Below are 19,806 nucleotides of genomic sequence, written 5' to 3' on the forward strand. Positions count from 1 at the left end.
CCCGTGGTTTACGAGTCGAGGTGGCCCGGGCCGAAGGCCTGCGGCAGCATCTCGGAGAGCGGCAGGATGCCGGCCGGCGTCTCCAGGAGCAGTCCGGGGCCGCCGAACTCGAACAGCAGCTGACGGCAGCGGCCGCACGGGACGAGGATCTCGCCGCGCCCGTCGACGCAGGTGAAGTGCGTCAGCCGGCCGCCCCCGGAGTTGTTGAGCGCGGAGACGAGGCCGCACTCGGCGCACAGGCCGAGCCCGTACGAGGCGTTCTCGACGTTGCAGCCGGTGACGGTCCGGCCGTCGTCGACGAGGGCGGCGACACCGACCGGGTACCCCGAGTACGGGGCGTAGGCGCGGGACATGGCGTCCCGCGCGGCGGCCCGCAGGGCCTCCCAGTCGACGTCTCCCGCGGCCGCGGCGCCGGTCACTTGCCCTGCCCCTTCCGGTAACGCATACCGTCCGCCTTGGGCATCCGCAGCCGCTGTGCGGACAGCGACAGCACGAGCAGCGTCACCACGTACGGCGTGGCGCCCACGAAGTCGCTGGGCACCTCGTCGGTGACCAGGTACCAGACCAGGACCAGCGCGGCCATGACGGCGCTGACGACGCCCTGCCACAGCGCCTTGCGGTACAGCTTCCAGCCGGCGAGGACCACGAGGAGCACGACGAGCAGGAGCAGCAGCGCGTGCACGGTCACACCGCCGTTGCGCAGCTGGAGCGCGTCGGAGTAGCCGAACAGGCCCGCGCCCATGGCGAGGCCGCCGGGCCGCCAGTTGCCGAAGATCATCGCGGCGAGGCCGATGTAGCCGCGTCCGCCGGTCTGGCCCTCCAGGTAGATGTGCGAGGTGACCAGGGAGAGGAACGCGCCGCCGAGTCCGGCGAGGCCGCCGGAGACGGCCACGGCCGCGTACTTGTACCGGTAGACGTTGACGCCGAGCGACTCCGCCGCGACCGGGTTCTCACCGCAGGAGCGCAGCCGCAGGCCGAAGGGCGTGCGCCACAGCAGCCACCAGCTGGCGACGAACAGGACGACCGCGAGCAGGGTCACGACCGACACGTTGGTGACGAGCCCGCCGAGGATGCCCGCCAGGTCCGAGATCAGGAACCAGTGGTGGTTCTGGAGGGATTCGAGCGCGTCGGACAGACCGGGAACGGTGATGTCGCCGAGGGACTCGGACGGCGGGGACTGCTTGGGGTTGCCGCCCTTGGCCGCGGCGTCGCCCTTCGAGAAGAAGACCTTGGCGAGGTACTGGGTGGCGCCGAGCGCGAGCAGGTTGACCGCGACACCGGAGACGATGTGGTCGACGCCGAAGGTCACGGTCGCGACGGCGTGCAGCAGGCCGCCGAGGACGCCGAAGGCGATGCCGCCCAGCAGGCCGAGCCAGGGGTTGGTCTGCCAGCCGATCCATCCGGCGCCGAAGGTGCCGAGGATCATCATGCCCTCGAGGCCGATGTTGACCACGCCGGCCCGCTCCGACCACAGGCCGGCGAGTCCGGCGAGGCCGATGGGCACGGCGAGGCCGAGCGCGGCGCTGACCTGCCCGGAGGAGTCGAGCTGGTTCGCGCCGGTGATCACGCGGACGGCGGCGACGAGGAGCAGGGCACCCGCGATGATCATGAGGATCTGGCCGAGGGACCGGCCCGACCGCTTCCCCGCGGTGTCCGCCTTGGGCGCCGCGGGCGGCGGCGCGTCGGTCATCGTGGCAGTCATCAGGCCACCTCCTGCTTCTTCGTCGTGGCGGCGGCCTGGGCGGCGAGTTCCGCGCCGACCCGCTGCTGCTGGCGCTTGAGTCCGTACCGGCGCACGACCTCGTAGGCGATCACGACGCACAGGACGATGACGCCCTGGATGACGCCGAGGATCTCCTTGTCGTAGCCCTCGAACTCGAGGTGGTTGGTGGTGCGCTCGAGGTATCCCCACAGCAGGGCGCCGAGCGCGATGCCGACGGGGTTGTTGCGGCCCAGCAGCGCGATGGCGATGCCGGTGAAGCCGATGCCGTTCGGGAAGCTGTTGTCGAACTGGTGGCTCTCGTTCAGCAGCGTGGGCATGCCGATGAGGCCGGCCACCGCACCGGAGATGATCATGCTGGTGGCGATCATCTTCTTCACCCCGACGCCGCTCGCGGCGGCCGCGGACTCGGACTGGCCGACGGTGCGCAGGTCGAAGCCGAAGCGGGTGCGGCCGAGCACGAACCAGTACGCGAGGCCGACGAGCACGGCGAGGACGACCATGCTGTTGACCATGCCGGCCGGGCCCGCGTCGAAGTTCGGCAGGAACGACGCCTCCGGCAGCGGCTTGGTGGAGACCAGGGTGCCGGCCTTGTCGAGCTGCCCGAGCTTCCCGGGCTGGAGCAGGTAGCCGATGATCGCGGTGGCGATCGCGTTCAGCATGATCGTCGCGATGACCTCGCTGACACCGCGGGTCACCTTGAGGACACCCGCGATGGCGGCCCACAGCGCACCGGTCAGCATGGCGCACAGGATGATCAGCGGGATGGCGATGAAACCCGGCAGGGTCAGCGCGCCGCCGAGGACGGCGGCGATGAACGCGGCGAGCCGGTACTGGCCGTCGACACCGATGTTGAACAGGTTCATGCGGAAGCCGATGGCCACCGCGACACCCGCGAGGTAGTACGTCGTCGCCTTGTTCAGGATGAAGACCTGGCTGTCGCTGGCGGAGCCGTAGCTCACCATGTCGCTGAAGGCCGGTCCCGGGTTCTTGCCGGTGGCGAGGATCACCAGGGTGGTGACGATGATCGCGGCGACGACGGCCAGCAGCGGCGCGCCGATCCCGAGGAGCAGTCGCTCCTTGTCGATCCGTGAGGTCAGCTTCTTCATCGGGCGTCGTCCTCTGTGTGCTCGAGGTGGCCGGCGGCCGCGCCCGTCATGGCGGAGCCGAGCTGCTCGGGCGTGATGGTGGCGGGGTCGGCGTCGGCGACCAGCCGGCCGCGGTACATCACCCGCAGGGTGTCGGAGAGGCCGATCAGTTCGTCCAGGTCGGCGGAGATCAGCAGTACGGCCAGGCCGTCGCGGCGGGCCTCGCGGATCTGGTCCCAGATCTGCGCCTGCGCGCCGACGTCCACACCGCGGGTGGGGTGCGCGGCGATGAGCAGCTTGGGCCGGTGGCTCATCTCGCGGCCGATGATCAGCTTCTGCTGGTTGCCGCCGGACAGGGAGCCGGCCGTGACGTCGATACCGGGGGTGCGGACGTCGTACTCGCCGATGATCCGCTCGGTGTCGGCGCGGGCGCCCTTGATGTCGAGGAGGCCGCCGCGCGAGTTGGGCCGCTCGGTGACGTGGCCGAGGATGCGGTTCTCCCACAGCGGCGCCTCGAGGAGCAGTCCGTGGCGGTGGCGGTCCTCGGGGATGTAGCCGACGCCGGCCTCGCGGCGGCGGCGGGTGGCGACGTGCGAGATGTCGGTGGAGTCGAGGGTGACGACACCGCCGTCCGGCCGGCGCATGCCCATGATCGCCTCGACCAGTTCGGACTGGCCGTTGCCCTCCACGCCGGCGATGCCGAGGACCTCGCCCTTGTGGATGGTGAAGGTGATGTCGTCGAGGATGATCCGCTCGACGCCGTCGAGGTCCGTCTGCGTCAGGCGCAGCTTCGCCACGTCGAGCATCGGGACGTCCGTGACGGTGGACTCCTCGGTCTCCGGCGTGGGCAGCTCGCTGCCGACCATCAGCTCCGCGAGCTGCTTGGTCGTGGTGGTCCTCGGGTCGGCGGTGCCGACGGTGGTGCCGCGCCGGATGACGGTGATCTCGTCGGCGACGGACAGCACCTCGCCCAGCTTGTGCGAGATGAAGATGACGGTGAGGCCCTCGGCCTTGAGCTCGCGCAGGTTGTCGAAGAGCGCGTCGACCTCCTGCGGCACCAGGACCGCGGTCGGCTCGTCGAGGATGAGCGTCTTGGCGCCGCGGTAGAGGACCTTGAGGATCTCCACGCGCTGGCGGTCGGCGACGCCGAGCTGCTCCATGAGGACGTCCGGGCGCACGTTCAGCCCGTACGCGTCGGAGAGTTCCTTGACCCTGGCGCGCGCCTTGCCGCCGATGCCGTGCAGCTTCTCCGCGCCGAGGACGACGTTCTCGAGGACGGTGAGGTTGTCGGCGAGCATGAAGTGCTGGTGCACCATGCCGATGCCGCGGGCGATGGCGTCGGCGGGGTTGTGGAGCGTGACCCGCTCGCCGTGCACGGTGATGGTGCCCTCGTCCGGCTGCTGCATGCCGTAGAGGATCTTCATCAGCGTGGACTTGCCGGCGCCGTTCTCACCGCAGAGGGCGTGCACGGTGCCCGGGCGGATGGTGATGTCGATGTCGCGGTTGGCGACGACTCCGGGGAAACGCTTGGTGATGCCGCGCAGTTCGACGGCAGCGGGAGGGCTGGACGCGTTGATGGCGCACTCTCCTCGGGGAAAGGGGCTGCGTGGGGAGGGCAGGCGTCGGCGACGCTCAGGGTCTTCGGCTTGGATCAGGCCGGGCTCGCGGGGTCTGGCACCGCGCCTCGCCGCGTTGTCGTCGGTTGCCATGGCTCCGCCATGTCGCCCTCCTCCGCCTTGCGATGCACGGCACCGGACCCCGCTCCCTGATCCGGCCTGATCCAAGCCGAAGACCCTAACGCGGCAACTCCATGCTACACGCGTAGAGTTGACACATTGTTATGGCTCGGCAAGGGGGGAAGTACTGCGGATTCCCCCTGCCGAGCCGGGTCCGCCGAGCCGGTGGACCGGGGCCCCCGCGGCATGTGCCGCGGGGCCGGTCCCCGACCGTACGGGGCGGTCGTGACCTTACGGGGTGGTCGTGACCTTACGGGGTGGTCTTGACCTTGATGTCACCGTCGGCGATCTTCTTCTTCGCCTCGTCCAGCTTGCCCTGGATGTCGTCGATGAAGCCGCCGCTCGTGGACAGCGAGACGCCGTTGTCCTTCAGCGCGTAGGTGTTGGTACCCGTCTTCGGGTCGCCGTCCTTGACCGACTTGATCAGGTCGTAGACACCGAGGTCGACGTTCTTGACGACCGAGGTCAGGATCGAGTTCTTGTACTTGGCCAGACCCGGGATGTTGTACTGGTCCGAGTCGACGCCGATGGCCCAGGCGCCCTTGACGCCCGCGACGGCCTCGATGGCGCCGTTGCCGGAGGAGCCGGCGGCCGAGTAGATGACGTCCGCGCCCTTGTCGAGCATGCCCTGCGCGGCTTCCTTGCCCTTGTCGGGGCTGGCGAAGCCGGAGGTGTCCGAGCCGTGGCTCAGGTACTGGGTGTCGACCTTGATCTTCGCGTTGGTGTCCTTGACGCCCTGGACGTAACCCGCCTCGAACTTCTTGATCAGCGGGACGTCGACGCCGCCGATGAAGCCGACGTGGTCCTTCTTGGTCTTCAGCGCGGCGGCGACACCGGCCAGGTAGGAGCCCTGCTCCTCGGTGAAGGTGATGCTGTCGACGTTCTTCGCGTCCACGACGGAGTCGACGATGCCGAAGTTGGTCTTCGGGTACTTCGCGGCGACCTTCGTCATGGAGGCGGCGTACGCGTAGCCGACACCGATGATCGGGTTGTAGCCGGCCTCGGCCAGGTCGGAGAGGCGCTGCTCGCGGTCGGCCTCGGTGTCGGAGGTCTTCGCGGTCAGCTCCTTGAGCTCGGCGCCGAACTCCTTCTTCGCCTTGTCGGCACCGCGCGCGGCGGAGTCGTTGAAGGAGTGGTCACCACGGCCGCCGACGTCGAAGGCGAGACCGATCTTCAGCCCCTTGCTGTCGGAGCTGGACGACGAGCTGTCGTTGTCGGAGGAGGTGCTGCCACACGCGGTGGCAGACAGTGCGAGAGCTGCGGACGCGATACACGCAGCGGAAAGCTTGGCTACCCGGCGCACGGGAAGGCTCCTTCACCTGACCTGAGCGCCATGTCGGCGCTTGATGTGAGCACCTTGTCAGTACTCCAGCCGGGACGCCCCGTCGGCGTCGGCTTCGCGGCATCGTAACGCGCGTAGATGTCAGAAAAAGACCTCTTCCTAAGCCGTTATCGATTCGAGGCAAACAGCGCCTGAACTCCGTCTCTGCGGACGGCACACGCCCGATCGCCGACAGTGCACGAATGGCCTACGGGAGTATTGCGCCGGATGGGCGTGAGGGCATAGGGGCGGGCCCGCGAAGGCCCGCCCCTCACGCGGTCCGGTTCACCCTCACGGGCGCGCGGCGCCGTCCAGGAGCGCGGCCGCGGTGAACAGCTCCACGCCCACCGTGATGGCCGCCTCGTCGGCGTCGAAGTCGCCCTGGTGCAGATCGCGGCTGACCCGGTCGCCGGACCTGCGGACGCCGAGCCGGGCCATCGCGCCGGGCACGTGCTCCAGGTACCAGGAGAAGTCCTCGCCGCCGAGGCTCTGCGAGGTGTCCTCGACCGCGTCCTGGCCGCGCCGGGCGGTCATCGCGTCGCGCAGCAGATCGGTGACGTCGGGGTTGTTGACGACGGGCGGCACACCCCGGACGTAGTTGATCTCCGTCTTCGCCCGGTAGATGCCGGCGATCTCGTCCACGGCCGCGTGCACGAGGTCGGGCGCGGCCCGCCAGGCGTCGAGGTCGAGGCAGCGCACGGTCCCGGCGAGCTCGGCGTGCTGCGGGATCACGTTGCACGCGTGACCGGACTCGATACGGCCCCAGGTCACCGCGAGGCCGCTGCGCCCGTCGATGCGGCGGGCGACCAGCGCGGGCACGTCGGTGGCGACGCGGGCGGCGGCGGTGACGAGGTCGGTGGTGAGGTGCGGGCGGGCGGTGTGGCCGCCGGGTCCGTCGAGGGAGATCTCCAGCCGGTCGCAGGCCGAGGTGATCGGGCCGTGCCGCAGGCCGATGCGGCCGGCGTCCACCTTCGGGTCGCAGTGCACGGCGATGATCCGGCCGACGCCCTCCAGCACGCCGGACTTGATCGCGTCGGAGGCTCCGCCGGGGAGCACCTCCTCCGCCGGCTGGAAGATCAGCCGTACGGGGCGCGGCAGCAGCCCCTGCCGGTGCAGGTCGGCGAGGACCAGCCCGGCGCCCAGGACGACCGCGGTGTGCACGTCGTGACCGCAGGCGTGGGCGCGGTCGGGCACGGTCGAGCGGTACGCGCAGTCGGTCTTGGTGTCCGGGATGGGCAGCGCGTCGATGTCGGCGCGCAGGGCGAGCACGCCGAAGCGCTCGCCCTCGGAGCCCCCGACGTCTCCGATGTCGCACACGAGCCCCGTCCCGAGATCGAGCACACGCGGCTCGAGACCCGCCCGCTCAAGGCGCTCCTTCAGCGCGGCGGTGGTACGGAACTCCTGGTTGCCGAGCTCCGGGTGCATGTGCATGTCGCGACGGAACGCGACGAGCTCGGCGCGCAGTGCCTCCGGCAGCGCGCCGGGGAGCACGGCTTCCCCGGGATGGTCGGCCTCGGACTCTCGGGACATCAATTGGTTCACCCTTTGAAGGGTAGGGCGACAGGGCGGCCGACCGACCCACGATCAACAAAACTTCAGCCTCTCAGGGCAGAAAGACCGGCGACTCGGCGCATGGCCCCCACCCCGCATGGGTAAACTTCCGGCCCCTCGGCCCGAGCGCGGCCCCTCGGCACGGGTTCCCGGAATCCCGGACCTCACGCCCGTCCCGGCGCGCCCACCTCACGCCCTTCCCGGCGCGCCCGGCGTCACCGTCGGCAGCCGGTGGACGTCCCTGGCCGTGCCCGTGACGCCGGAGAGGAAGCCCTGGGCCCGGGGGGAGGCCGTGTCGGTGAGCCAGGCGGGGTCTATGTCGCAGACCGCCACCCGGACCCCGGTGCCGGTGAGGGCGAGGGGGAGGGTGTGGACGACCGTGGAGGGGAAGCTGACGATCGTGCGGCCGATGGGTCCCCGGCGGGCTATCAGTTCGAGGGGGAGGTCCGGGCGGACGATCTCCAGCCCGGCCTCGGTGGCCAGGCGGTGGAGTTTCTCGACGCTCTCGCGGCGGTGGGCGAAGTAGCGGGTGGCGCCGTGGGCCCCGGCGAGCGCGCGGACCGCGTCCAGGTAGCGGTCCGCGTCGACCACGCCGGTCTCCACCAGGGACGTACCGACCAGGTCGGCGCCCTTCGTGACGCGGGGCGGGCCGAAGCGGGCGCGGGTCCAGGAGAAGTCGTTGGCGGTGACGCGCACGCCCTCCGGGGCCGGGTCGATCGGCATGGAGGAGAAGACCTCGACCGAGCGGGACCCGGTGGGCGTCAGACGACGGCGCGCCGAGGAGGAGACCGGGGCGAAGAGGAGGTCGCGGGGGCGCGGGCGGCCGCCGCGCCGGTGCCAGCGGACGAGGCGTTCACCCCGGGCCAGCTGGGCGACGAACTCCATCGTCGCCGTGCCGTCGTCGACGACGACCAGCTCGCGGGCCCTGGTGATCGTCAGGAGGAGCTGTACGTAGCGGGAGAACGGGTCGCCCATGACGACGCGGTGGGCTCCGCGCAGCAGCGGGGCGAGGCCGCCGATCGTGTGGAACGGCGCCGTCGTGCCGCCGCGCGCCTCCTCCCAGCGGACCTCGTGCCCCTCCTCGCGGGCGAGTTCCGCCATGCGGCGCAGCTGGCCGCGGGTCATGGGGTCGGTGGGTGACAGGACGACGAGCGTGAGCCCCGTGACGGCCCCGGCGGGGCGGACGCCCGCGCCGGACGCGGCCCCCGTCGGCGCGGGCCTTCCGCCGGACACCGGCTCCGGCTCCGGCTCCGGCTCCGGCTCCGGCGCGAGGGTCCGCGCCGCCGGGCCGGAGGCTCCCGCGCCGGGGTCCCGGAGCGTGCCGGCGTGGGCCCACTCCAGGACGTTCAGCAGCTGCACCGGACTCTCGACGAAGGCGAGCGTGTGGGGGCCGGCGGTTCCGGCGCGGGGGCTCATCGGCGTACGACCGTCCCGTCGGGGTGGTCAGACCGCGATCGGCTCGCCGGCCGCCGCGGCGATCTCCGCCTCGGCGACGACCCCCTGGACGCGGCGCAGCTTCTTCATCGGGCCGAGCTCGGAGTCGTAGACCTTCTTGACGCCGTCGCCGAGGGAGGCCTCGATGGTGCGGATGTCGCGGACCAGGCGGGTCAGGCCCTGCGGCTCGACGGAGGCGGCCTGGTCGGAGCCCCACATGGCGCGGTCGAGGGTGATGTGGCGCTCGACGAAGGCCGCGCCGAGGGCGACGGCGGCGAGGGTGGTCTGCAGGCCGGTCTCGTGGCCGGAGTAGCCGATCGGGACGTTCGGGTACTCGGCCTGGAGGGTGTTGATGACGCGGAGGTTGAGCTCCTCGGCCTTCGCCGGGTAGGTGGACGTGGCGTGGCAGAGCAGGATGTTGTCGCTCCCGAGCACCTCCACGGCGTGGCGGATCTGGCGCGGGGTGGACATGCCGGTGGAGAGGATGACCGTACGGCCGGTGGCGCGCAGGGCGCGCAGCAGCTCGTCGTCGGTGAGGGACGCGGAGGCGACCTTGTGGGCGGGGACGTCGAACTTCTCCAGGAAGGCGACGGCCTCGGTGTCCCACGGGGAGGCGAACCAGGCGATCCCCTTCTCCTTGCAGTGGGCGTCGATGCGGCGGTACTCGTCCTCGCCGAACTCCACGCGGTGGCGGTAGTCGATGTACGTCATCCGGCCCCAGGGGGTGTCGCGCTCGATGTCCCACTGGTCGCGCGGCGTGCAGATCTCCGGGGTGCGCTTCTGGAACTTGACGGCGTCGCAGCCGGCCTCGGCGGCCACGTCGATCAGCTTGAAGGCGTTGTCGAGGTCGCCGTTGTGGTTGATGCCGATCTCGCCGGTGACGTAGACGGGCTGTCCCGGTCCCGCGGTCTTCGAACCGAACGTGCGCAGACGGGAGATGGAGGTCACAGCACTCATGGGAGGACGTTCCTTACGTGTCGAGGGAGTCGAGAGAGGGGCCGAGGATCCAGCTGGCGATCTCTCGGATCGCGCCGTCGCCACCGGGGACGGTGGTGACCGCGCGTGCGGCGCCGCGTACGACGTCGTGGGCGCTCGCGACCGCCACGGGCCAGCCGACGAGGGCGAAGCACGGGAGGTCGTTGACGTCGTTGCCGACGTAGAGCACGCGCTCGGGCGCGATGCCCTGTTCCTCGCACCACTGCTTGAGCGCGAGGTCCTTGCGGTCGATGCCGTGCAGCACCGGGAGCCTCAGCTTCCGGGCACGTGCGGCGACGACCGGGTTGGCCTCCGTGGACAGGATCAGCAGCGCGAGGCCGCTGCGGCGCAGGGCCGCGATGCCGAGTCCGTCCCCGCGGTGCACGGAGACGAACTCCCGTCCGTCGGAGTCGATCAGCACCCTGTCGTCGGTCTGGGTGCCGTCGAAGTCGAGTACGACCGCGTCGATGTCGTCGGCGGTCGGGAGCGAGCCGGGCCGGTGCGCGTCGAGGAGCGGCGCGAGGGCCCGGGCGCGGGCGAGGTCGTGCGGGTCGTCGATCTCCAGCACGCGGGCGGGGTCGGTGCGCACCAGTTCGGTGCGTCCGAAGAAGCGGTGCCGGTGGGTGCGCAGGCCCTCGGCGTCCATCGCGTAGGCGGCGCCGGTCTCCAGGAGGTCCTGGGGGCGGTCCTGGCGGCGGGGGCGGAAGGACTTGTCGTGGTTGACGCCGTGTCCGCCGGTGGCGTCGACCGCGGTGGCGCAGGCACCCGCCGGGCCGGTCTCCGCCGCCGGGTCCTCCGTCGCGTCCCGCCAGACGAAGCCGTGGAACGGGGCCGCGGTCAGGGCCGTGTCCGCGCCGTCCTCCGCGACGGCGGCCGCGACGCCGTCGATGTCCTCGCGGACCAGGAACGGGCTGGTGCACTGCACGAGCAGGACCACGTCGACGCGGGCGCCGTGCAGGGCCTCGTGGGCGTCCATGGCGTGCAGGACGGCGGCCTCGGAGGTGGCGGTGTCGCCGGCGATGGCGGCGGGCCGCAGGACGACCTCGGCACCGGCCTCGCGGGCGACGGCGGCGATGGCCGTGTCGTCGGTGGAGACGACGACGTCGGTGACGAGCCGGCTCGCCCGGCACTCGCGCACCGCGCGGGCCACCAGGGGGACGCCGCCGACGGGGGCCAGGTTCTTCGCGGGGACGCCCTTGGAACCGCCGCGCGCGGGGATCACGGCGAGCACACGGCGTACCGAGGCCGCGGCGCCCGCTTCGGGTGGGGACATGGGCTGTACTCCTTGGGAGGGGACGGGGCCGCTCACAGCTCCCCCATCCGCCGGATGACGGGGGCGACGCGCTGGACGCCGTGGCGGTAGGCGCCGCGGGCGGCGCGGCGGACGATCTGCCGTACGGCGCCCGGCTCCCTGTCGGCGGCGGGCGCGCCGGGCAGCGGGCCGCCGTCCGGGGCGAGGTGGTGGCGGGCGAGGATGCCGGGCAGGTAGCCGGGGGCGGTGGTGGGTGTGTAGTACGGGGCGAGGGGCGGCAGCGCGGGCGCGTCCAGCAGTTCGGTGATGCGGAACCGGGCCACGTCGAACGCGGTGTCGTACGAGCCGTCGGCGGCGACGCCCTGGCGGGCCACCCACGCCGCGTCCGGGGCGGGCAGGTGCCCGGCGTCGAGCTGGTCCCAGGAGGCGAGGCAGCCGGAGCCCACGAAGTGGTGGTTGCCGAGCGCCTCGCGCACCCCGAGGTCGGTGAGGACGACGGTGGGGATGCGGCGGTGCAGGGACTCCAGGGCCGCCGTGGAACTGACGGTGACCAGCAGGTCCGTACGGTCGAGGACCTCGCTCATGTGCCCGTACACGAGGCGGAAGTTGGCCGGCGCATCCGTCCTCTGGGCCAGCTTCTGGTAGGGCAGCTCCTCGATGTGCGTGGTGTGCTCGCCGGGCCGGGAGCGCAGTTTGAGCAGCACCTCGCGGTCCGGGTGCAGCCGGGCGTGCCCGATGAGCCGGTCCAGCAGGTACGTACGGTCCTTGCGGCTCTCCGGTACGGAGGGCTGGGCGGCGAAGACCACGGTGCGGGGGTCGTTCGGCACATAGGTCCCGCCGCCGAGGAACGGCAGCGCGACCTCGGTCACGGCACCGGCGTCGGCGCCGACCCCCTCGTACACGGCGCGGAAACGGTCCGCGTCCTGACGGGAGTTGGCGAGGACGAGGTCCGCGCCGTGGCGCAGCAGTAGGCCGTCGGCGAGCTTCTCGTAGACGACACCGACGTATCCGGTGACGACGACGGGACGCCGCGCGCGGCCCTGCCAGGTGTGGGCGAGTCCGTGCAGCATCGCCTGGACGGCGCCGCCCACGAGGGCGAGTACGACGACGTCGTACTCCTCCCGCTCCATCGCGCGCAGGAACTTGGCGGCGGTGACCTCGCGGAGCGAGTCCGCCCGGACGCCGACCTCGTCGAGCTGGCGGGCGGTGGGGGTGGCACGGCCGCGCAGGAGAAAGCCGTCGAGTGCGAGGTCCGGTCCGGAGGGTGAGAGGCGGCTCGCGGTGAGCGAGCCCCATTTCCACCGGGTGTCGGAATCGGCGAGGACGGCCACCCGCAGGGATTTCGGGTTGCTTGCTGGCACGTCGACGACGCTAGGAAGCCATTTCGAGGTGCGGCCCAACCGGAATGCAACAAAGGGTTAACAGCACACCGCCGAATGGCGTTCCGGGCCGGGACCGGACCGGAAGGAAGCCCGCTTCACGGTACCGCCACGCGTCGTTCACCTGGTATCCCACCGGCGGTCAGGGCGAGTGCCGGGCCGGACCCTAACGTCGCTCGGGTGGTCAAGCTCTCCGTCATCGTGCCGTTCTACAACGTGCGGCAATACGCGCCCGACACCCTGAGGAGCCTGCGCGCGAACGCGCGTGACGGCTTCGAATTCATTCTCGTCGACGACTGTTCCACCGACTCGACCCCGGACATTCTCGCGCGTGCGGCGCGCGAACTCCCGGGCGTGGTGCATGTCAGACACGAGAAGAACGGAGGGCTGGCGACCGCGCGCAACACGGGCATCGACGCGGCGCGCGGCGAATACCTCACGTTCCTCGACGGGGACGACTGGCTCGCCCCCGGTCACTACGACCGGCTCCTGGCCGCCATCGAGGACCTCGGCTGCGACTTCGTCCGCACGGACCACGTCCAGTGCACGGCGCGCGCCCGCTCCGTCCGCCGGGTCCCGCACGGCCGGCGGGGCGTCGTCATGAACCCGCGCGACGCGATCCTGCCCGCCGACCGGTCCACGTCCGTGGACTACGCCTACGCCTGGGCGGGGATCTACCACCGCCGGCTCGCCGACCGGGGCCTGCTGCACTTCACCGACGGGCTGCGGACCGCCGAGGACCGCCCCTGGATCTGGAGGCTCCACCGCGGGGCGGACTCCTTCGCCGTGGTCGGCCTGCTCGGCGTCTTCTACCGGCGCGGCGTCGCCTCGTCCCTGACCCAGATCGGGGACGTACGCCAGCTCGACTTCATCCGGGCCTTCGACCAGGTGATCGAGGAGACCGCGGCGGACCCCGACGCCGATCGGCTGCTGCCGAAGGCGCTGCGCACGTACTGCGCGATCATCGCCCACCACCTCTCGGACGAGGCCAAGTTCGAGCCGGCCGTGGCCAAGGCGCTGCGGTCGATGAGCGCGGCCGCCATCCAGCGCATGCCGCAGGACGCGCTCGGCGACGTGCTCGACACCATGGATCCGCACCGATCGTCCAGGCTACGGCGGCTGCGGCGCCGGGTCATCACAGCGAAGGCGGCCGCCTGATGCCCCGTACCACCCGGAGGACCACCCGGATCTTCTGCGCCTCGACCCTGTACGGCGCCGCCACCCTGGCCGCCGCGATCGAGTCGGGCCTCTTCGGCGAGGCCGACCGCCGCCTGCTGCTGGTGTGCAACACGTCGACGACGCCCGAGACCACCCCGGCGCTCGACGCGATGCCGGGCTTCGCCCCGTTGCGGGACCACTTCGACGCCGTGCTGTCCTGGAACGAGGCCATCAGCCCGTTCCACCCCGGCGCCTGGGCACCGCGTCCGGACGACGTCCCGCTGTTCGAGCGGCATCTGCGGCTGCTGTGGGACCTGGGCGAGGACCGCGTGGAGCTGGTCCTGGAGTCCCTCCAGGTCGCTCCGGCGCTCACCGTGGCCGAGTTGTTCACCGACGCCCCGATCGACGTCTACGCCGACGGGCTGATGAGCTACAGCCCCACCCGCAACAAGCTCGACCCGCTGGTCGGCGGCCGGGTGCGCCGGCTGCTCCACCTGGACCTGGTGCCGGGGCTGACGCCGCTGCTGCTGACCGAGTTCGACGTGCCCGCGCACCTGGTGCCGGCGCCCGCCTTCCGCACGGTGCTGGGCCGCCTCACCGCGGCCGTACTGCCGGAGCTGCCGGAGGTGCCCGTCGAAGCGGCGCTGCTGCTCGGCCAGTACCTGTCGGCGCTGAACATCCTCTCCGCCGAGGAAGAGGAGGACCTGCATGTACGGATGCTGCGCGGGGCCGTCGCGCGCGGACACCGCACGGTCGTCTTCAAACCGCATCCGACCGCGCCCGCCCGTTACGGCCGCGCCCTGGAGGCGGAGGCGGAGAAGTTGGGTGTGGCGCTCACGGTGCTGGACACGCCGGTGCTCGCCGAGGTGCTGTTCGAGACGGCCAGGCCCGCCCTCGTGGTCGGCTGCTTCTCCACCGCGCTGTTCACCGCCTCCGCGTTCTACGGCCTTCCGGTCGCCCGGACCGGTACGGAGCGGCTCCTGGGCCGGCTGACGCCGTACCAGAACAGCAACCGCGTCCCGGTGGTGCTGGCCGACGCGCTGCTGCCCGACCTGGAGGGCCGCGCGGGCGAGGAGCCGGTGCCGGCGGACACGCTGAACGAACTGGTCACCGCGGTCGGCTTCGCCATGCAGCCGCGGCTGCACCCGGCGCTGCGCCCGGCCGCCACCCAATTCCTCTCCGGCCACCTCGGCGCGCGCACCCGGCGCTACTTCCACAAGAGGCGGCTGACCTCGCTCGGCCTGCCCGGGGGCATCCCGGAGCGCCTGGCGTTCCTGCCCCGCAACGCCACGGCCCGCCGGGTGGTGCGACGGGCGCGGGCGTTGCGGAAGGCGGTGCGGCGCTGAGGGCGTACCGGCGAGGAGGAGCGGGAGCGAAGAGAAACGGGGACGACGGCATTCCGACGCGGGGCGTTGGGGCGAGGTTAACGAACGCTCCATAGCTTCCATCAATGCCCCAAACAGCTTTTTCCTCCACTCCGTTCGCGTTCGAGGGCGGGCCGCTATGACGCAGCAGGACCTACGCCCGCCCGTGCACGCTCCGGCCCCTTCCCGCGGGCCGGCCCCGGTCTCCGTCGCGTCGGCGCCGGTGGAGCCGGGGCCGGGCCGGCGCCCGCTGGTCTCGTACGTGCTGCCGGTCTACAACGAGCAGGACGGCATCGCCGCCTTCCACGCCGAACTGACCGCCGCCCTCGCCGGGCGCCCGGACCTCGACACCGAGCTGATCTACGTCAACGACGGCTCCTGTGACGGTTCGCTCGCCCTGCTGAGGGAGCTCGCGGAGAAGGACGACCGGGTCCGGGTGGTCGACTTCGCCCGCAACTTCGGGCACCAGATCGCGCTCACCGCCGGCCTCGACCTCGCCGAGGGCGACGCGGTGATCGTCATGGACACCGATCTCCAGGACCCGCCACGGGTCAGTCTCGACCTGGTCGACGCCTGGCAGGAGGGCGCCGAGATCGTCCATGCCCGCCGCCGCAGCCGGCAGGACACCGTCTTCAAGCGCACCACCGCGCATCTGTACTACCGCGTGCTGCGCTCCTCCACCGAGGTCGACATCCCCCTGGACACCGGGGACTTCCGGCTCCTCGACCGCAGGGTCGCGGACGAACTGCGCAAGTACCGCGAGCGCAGCCGCTTCGTGCGCGGCATCGTCGCGTCGATGGGCTACCGCCAGACCGAGGTGGCGTTCGACCGCGACGAGCGGTTCGCGGGCGAGACCAAATACCCGCTGCGCAAGATGGCCCGGCTGGCCGTCGACGGGATGACCAGCTTCTCCACGGTGCCGCTCAAGATGATCACCCGGCTCGGCTTCGTGGTGCTCGCGCTGTCCCTGGCCGGCATCGTGTACGCGCTGGCGATGAAGGCGTTCCGGCCCGACATCACCGTCTCCGGCTGGACGATGCTGATGGTCGTCGTCCTGTTCCTCGGCGGCACCCAGATGCTCTCGCTCGGCGTGCTGGGCAGTTACGTGGGCCGCATCTACAGCGAGGCGCAGGGACGCCCGCTGTACCTGGTGCGCGACGTGCACGGCGCCCGGCGGGGCGGTCCCGGCTCCGATGACTGAGACCACGGCCGGTGCCGCCTCCACGGCCTGTGCCGGGCCGGAGGCGGCGAAGGCGGCACCGGACGGCCCGGCCCGCACCGTGCGCCAGCTGGTCGGCTACAGCCTGATCGGCGGCAGCGGCGTCGCCCTCGACATGGTGGCCTTCCTGCTGCTGCACAACGTGTGGGCGATGGACGAGCAGATCGCCAACGTCCTGAGCACCTCGCTCGGCATCGCCAACAACTTCGTTCTCAACGCGCTGTTCACCTTCGAGCGGCGCGACCGGATCGTGGTGCGCCTCCTGCGCTTCTACGCCGTCGGGCTGACCGGCATCGCCCTGACGTATCTGCTCTTCCTCGCCTTCACCGACGCGCTGGGGATCGACGCCAACCTGGTCAAGGCGGGTTCGCTGCCGCTGGTGCTGGCGCTCCAGTTCGTGCTCAACAGAAAGTGGAGCTTCGCATGAACCTCGGCATCATCGGCGCGGGTGCCAGCGGCCTGACCGCCGCATGGGACGCCGTACGGGCCGGCCACCAGGTCACCGTCCTGGAGGCGGCGGACGAACTCGGCGGCCTCGCCGCCTCGCTGGAGGCGGCCGGTGTACCGCTGGAGCGCTACTACCACCACATCTTCCGCAGCGACAAGGCGATGATCTCCCTGATCGAGGAGCTGGGGCTGGGGGACGCCCTGCGCTTCCACAAGCCGGCCACGGGCGTCTACCGCGGTGGCCGGCTGACCGACTTCACCACCCCGCTGGACATGCTGCGCTTCCCGGAGTTCTCCCCGCTCGACGCGGTGCGGTTCGCCGGGTCGGCGGCGATGCTGAAGGCGGTGCGCGACGGTGAGCGGTACAACGACCTCGCGGCCCTCGCCTGGCTGCGCCGCCGGGCGGGGAAGAAGGCGACCGAGGCGATCTGGGAGCCGCTGCTGCGCGGCAAGTTCGGCGACCGGGCCGAGCAGGTGTCGATGGCCTGGCTGTGGGCCCGCATCCACTGCCGTACGTTCGAACTCGGTTATGTGGACGGCGGGTTCGCGCGGGTGTACGCGGCGCTGCGGGACGGGGTCGAGGAGCGCGGCGGCAAGGTGGAGTTCGGCAAGGCGGTGGAGACGATCCGGCAGGACGACGACACCGCGCCTGCCGTGGTGACCTGCGCGGACGGCTCCCGCTACGCGTTCGACCGGCTGATCGTCACCACCCCGCAGCCCGCCTTCGCCAGGGCCGCCGGACTGCCGGCGGACGACACGGTGTGGCGCAACCAGTACCTGGGCGCGACCTGCTTCGTGCTGGAGCTGGACCGCAGCGTGATCCCGTACTACTGGCTCAACATCAACGAGCCGGACTTCCCGTTCCTCGCCGTGGTCGAGCACACCCGGATGATCGACCCGTCCGTGTACGGCGGCCGGCACATCCTCTACGTCGGCAACTACGTGGAGCGCGACGACTGGAGGTTCACCACCGGACCGGACGAGCTGCTCCAGGCGTTCGTCCCGTATCTGCGGCGGATCAACCCGGACTTCGACCCGTCCTGGATCAAGGCCCGGCACTTCTCGAGGGCCGGCTTCGCCCAGCCCGTGGTCACGCCCGCGTACCGCTCGCTGATCCCCGGCCACGAGACCCCGATGAGCCGGGTGACGCTGCTGACGATGGCGCAGATCTACCCGCAGGACCGGGGCCAGAGCTACTCGGTGGAGCTGGCCAGGAAGGTGACCGCGTCCCTGGGGCTGCGCTGAGGACCGGGTCCGCACGGCAGACGGTCCGCACGACAGACGGTCCGCACGGCAGACGGTCCGCACGGCAGACGGTCCGCACGGCAGACGGTCCGCACGGCAGACGGTCCGCACGGCGAAGGGGCCCCGGCCGGCGACCGGGGCCCCTTCGCCGCGGGACGGACCGTCCTACGGCGTGCCGCTCCCGCGTACGCACAGCACCGTCTTCGTCCCCGCGCTCGCGGGCGGGCAGTCGTACACGGCTGTGACGCGCCGCCACAGGACCGGGTCGACGTTCCCGGGCCGGAACCAGGCCCGGTCGAGCACCGCGTACGGGGCCGGCGCGTGGTCGACGCAGTCCGCGTTCTCCTTGTACGAGTCGAGGCCGGTGACGTCCGCGAGGTAGCGGGTGCGCTGGAGGAACGTGGCGACCGGGTAGCGGCACCGGGCGGGACGGCCGACGTAGTACGTGGTGTCGCCGAAGGCGAGGTAGAGCACCGGGGCGCCGGCGGGTATCCGGTCACGGAGCCGGTCGGCGTCCCGCTCGGTGCGCCGCATCCCGTCCAGGTAACCGGCGTTGGTCATGGTGACCTTGCCGTGCAGGACCAGGTGCGGGGAGCCGGGCCAGTCGCTCGCGGCCGCGCACACCACACCGGCCAGGGCGACCAGTACCGCCGGCCCGGTCCGCGGGCGCCCGGGGCGGTCTGCCGCGCTCTTCGCCGCCGTCCGCCCACGGGCCTCCACCAGCCCGTCCGCACCGACCGCGAGCAGGGCCAGCAGACCTGCCGCCCACACGACGTACGGCCGCTGCGCGCCCTCGGGTGCCCGCGCGTACAGCACCGGCAGCGCCCCGTACAGCAGGGTGACGGCGGCGAAGCACCAGGGGGGCGAGCGGCGGGCGCCGCCCACGGCGAGGCCCCACAGGGCGGCGGCCAGCACGGGCATCTGGGCGCCGTGGTAGAGGAACCAGTTGCCCTGCACGACCACGACCGCCTGGGCGCCCAGCCCGGCGGCCACGGCCACCAGGGCGAGTTCGGTGCGCCTGCCCCGCCCGCGCACCCGGGCCAGGAGCAGCAGCAGCGCGCCCGGCAGGAGCAGCAGTACGGGGCTCTCCACCGCCCGGTCGGCCAGGAAGTCCACGGTGCGGCCGAGGACGTGGCCGGGGTGGACGCCGGTGCGGCCGAGCGCCGACTGGTTGATCCGCGGCATGTCCCCGGTCCACTGCCACTCGTGCGTCCCGCCGAGCAGGCTCAGCCCGAACAGGGCCACCGCGCCGGGCACCGCGGCCAGGGCGGCCCGTACGGCCCGCCCGCGGTCCACGGTGTACACGAGGAGTACGCCGATCGCCGCGGTGGCGGCGGTGGAGTACTTCATCATCACGGCGAGCCCCAGCGGGAGCGCGGCGTACAGGGCGCCGCGCCACGGACGGGCCGGTCCGAGTGCCGCCGCCACGGCCACCACCGTGAGCACCACGGCCGCCCACTCGGGCTGCAGGAAGTCGTTGCGGGGGGCCAGGGCCAGGGCGAGACCGGTGGCACCCGCGGTGAACGCCGCCTCGCGTCCGCTCACCCGGCGCCGCAGCGCCGTGTACAGGGCCAGGGCGGCCGCGGCGGCGAGCAGTACGCCCGCCGCCTCCATCACCGTCTCGCGCACCGCCGTGCCGCCCGAGCCGAACGTGAGCGTGTCGAGACCGGCGACGAACCACCGGTAGAAGTACGGCCGGTGGGTGAAGACCTCCGACGGCGAGTAGCCGGCCTCGCCGCCGGTGCGCAGGGCGGCGAGGACGTGGTGCAGGTCGCCGGTGAGGCGGCGGGTGGCCACGGTGTACGCCACCGCGAGCGCGGCGGGCAGGGCGACCGCCGGCCACCACAGCCGTGACCGGCGGCCGCCCTCGCGCGCCACCTCCTCGGAGGACGTGCCGTCGGCCAGGGCGGTCGCCAT

Annotated in this window: 16 protein-coding genes; 5 read left to right on the forward strand and 11 right to left on the reverse strand. The window is 72.0% G+C overall.

Features of this window, described 5'->3' with window-relative positions:
- Positions 1–8: 8 nt before the first annotated feature.
- The 10 genes from ACFY93_RS01285 to ACFY93_RS01330 form a co-directional block, all read right to left on the reverse strand.
- Entirely contained in the window at positions 9–419 is a 411-nt protein-coding gene (locus ACFY93_RS01285; RefSeq protein WP_391352509.1) for a cytidine deaminase, read from the reverse strand.
- On the reverse strand, positions 416–1,702 hold the full coding sequence (locus tag ACFY93_RS01290; RefSeq protein WP_391352510.1) for an ABC transporter permease: 1,287 nt from the start codon (positions 1,700–1,702) through the stop codon (positions 416–418). Before ACFY93_RS01290 ends, ACFY93_RS01285 begins: the two co-directional genes overlap by 4 nt.
- Entirely contained in the window at positions 1,702–2,829 is a 1,128-nt protein-coding gene (locus ACFY93_RS01295; protein WP_391352512.1) for an ABC transporter permease, read from the reverse strand. The genes ACFY93_RS01290 and ACFY93_RS01295 overlap by 1 nt, the downstream gene beginning before the upstream one ends.
- Entirely contained in the window at positions 2,826–4,517 is a 1,692-nt protein-coding gene (locus ACFY93_RS01300; protein ID WP_391352514.1) for an ATP-binding cassette domain-containing protein, read from the reverse strand. Before ACFY93_RS01300 ends, ACFY93_RS01295 begins: the two co-directional genes overlap by 4 nt.
- 277 nt (positions 4,518–4,794) lie before the next feature.
- Positions 4,795–5,847: a BMP family ABC transporter substrate-binding protein gene (locus ACFY93_RS01305; RefSeq protein WP_391352516.1), complete on the reverse strand. Its 1,053-nt coding sequence runs from the start codon at positions 5,845–5,847 to the stop codon at positions 4,795–4,797.
- 309 nt (positions 5,848–6,156) lie between these two features.
- A complete protein-coding gene (locus ACFY93_RS01310) occupies positions 6,157–7,395 on the reverse strand; it encodes an amidohydrolase (protein WP_391352518.1) in 1,239 nt (412 codons plus the stop codon).
- A gap of 210 nt (positions 7,396–7,605) precedes the next feature.
- Positions 7,606–8,832, reverse strand: coding sequence for a hypothetical protein (locus tag ACFY93_RS01315; RefSeq protein ID WP_391352519.1), 1,227 nt, complete (start codon positions 8,830–8,832; stop codon positions 7,606–7,608).
- 27 nt (positions 8,833–8,859) lie between these two features.
- Positions 8,860–9,807: an N-acetylneuraminate synthase family protein gene (locus ACFY93_RS01320; RefSeq protein ID WP_391352521.1), complete on the reverse strand. Its 948-nt coding sequence runs from the start codon at positions 9,805–9,807 to the stop codon at positions 8,860–8,862.
- Between the two features lie 13 nt (positions 9,808–9,820).
- Positions 9,821–11,098 carry a cytidylyltransferase domain-containing protein gene (locus ACFY93_RS01325; protein WP_391352522.1) on the reverse strand — a complete coding sequence of 426 codons (1,278 nt, stop codon included), beginning with the start codon at positions 11,096–11,098 and terminating at the stop codon, positions 9,821–9,823.
- Positions 11,099–11,130: 32 nt separating this feature from the next.
- Positions 11,131–12,438: a DUF6716 putative glycosyltransferase gene (locus ACFY93_RS01330; protein WP_391352524.1), complete on the reverse strand. Its 1,308-nt coding sequence runs from the start codon at positions 12,436–12,438 to the stop codon at positions 11,131–11,133.
- 198 nt (positions 12,439–12,636) lie between these two features.
- Here ACFY93_RS01330 and ACFY93_RS01335 point away from each other — a divergent pair, with 198 nt between their 5' ends.
- From ACFY93_RS01335 to ACFY93_RS01355, 5 genes are all read left to right on the forward strand, one after another.
- The gene (locus tag ACFY93_RS01335) at positions 12,637–13,614 is read left to right on the forward strand and encodes a glycosyltransferase (RefSeq protein ID WP_391352525.1); all 978 of its coding nucleotides are present in this window, start codon (positions 12,637–12,639) and stop codon (positions 13,612–13,614) included.
- Positions 13,614–14,960, forward strand: coding sequence for a polysialyltransferase family glycosyltransferase (locus ACFY93_RS01340; RefSeq protein ID WP_391352527.1), 1,347 nt, complete (start codon positions 13,614–13,616; stop codon positions 14,958–14,960). Before ACFY93_RS01335 ends, ACFY93_RS01340 begins: the two co-directional genes overlap by 1 nt.
- Before the next feature lie 157 nt (positions 14,961–15,117).
- Positions 15,118–16,179, forward strand: a complete 1,062-nt coding sequence (locus ACFY93_RS01345; protein WP_391352529.1) for a glycosyltransferase — start codon at positions 15,118–15,120, stop codon at positions 16,177–16,179.
- Positions 16,172–16,624, forward strand: a complete 453-nt coding sequence (locus tag ACFY93_RS01350) for a GtrA family protein (RefSeq protein ID WP_391352530.1) — start codon at positions 16,172–16,174, stop codon at positions 16,622–16,624. The genes ACFY93_RS01345 and ACFY93_RS01350 overlap by 8 nt, the downstream gene beginning before the upstream one ends.
- Positions 16,621–17,889 carry an FAD-dependent oxidoreductase gene (locus ACFY93_RS01355; RefSeq protein WP_391352531.1) on the forward strand — a complete coding sequence of 423 codons (1,269 nt, stop codon included), beginning with the start codon at positions 16,621–16,623 and terminating at the stop codon, positions 17,887–17,889. The genes ACFY93_RS01350 and ACFY93_RS01355 overlap by 4 nt, the downstream gene beginning before the upstream one ends.
- A gap of 165 nt (positions 17,890–18,054) precedes the next feature.
- Here ACFY93_RS01355 and ACFY93_RS01360 read toward each other — a convergent pair whose 3' ends face one another.
- Complete coding sequence (locus ACFY93_RS01360; protein ID WP_391352533.1) at positions 18,055–19,806, reverse strand: hypothetical protein; 1,752 nt, start codon at positions 19,804–19,806, stop codon at positions 18,055–18,057.

It is taken from the genome of Streptomyces sp. NPDC008313 (assembly GCF_042956125.1).
Classification (GTDB): Bacteria; Actinomycetota; Actinomycetes; order Streptomycetales; family Streptomycetaceae; genus Streptomyces.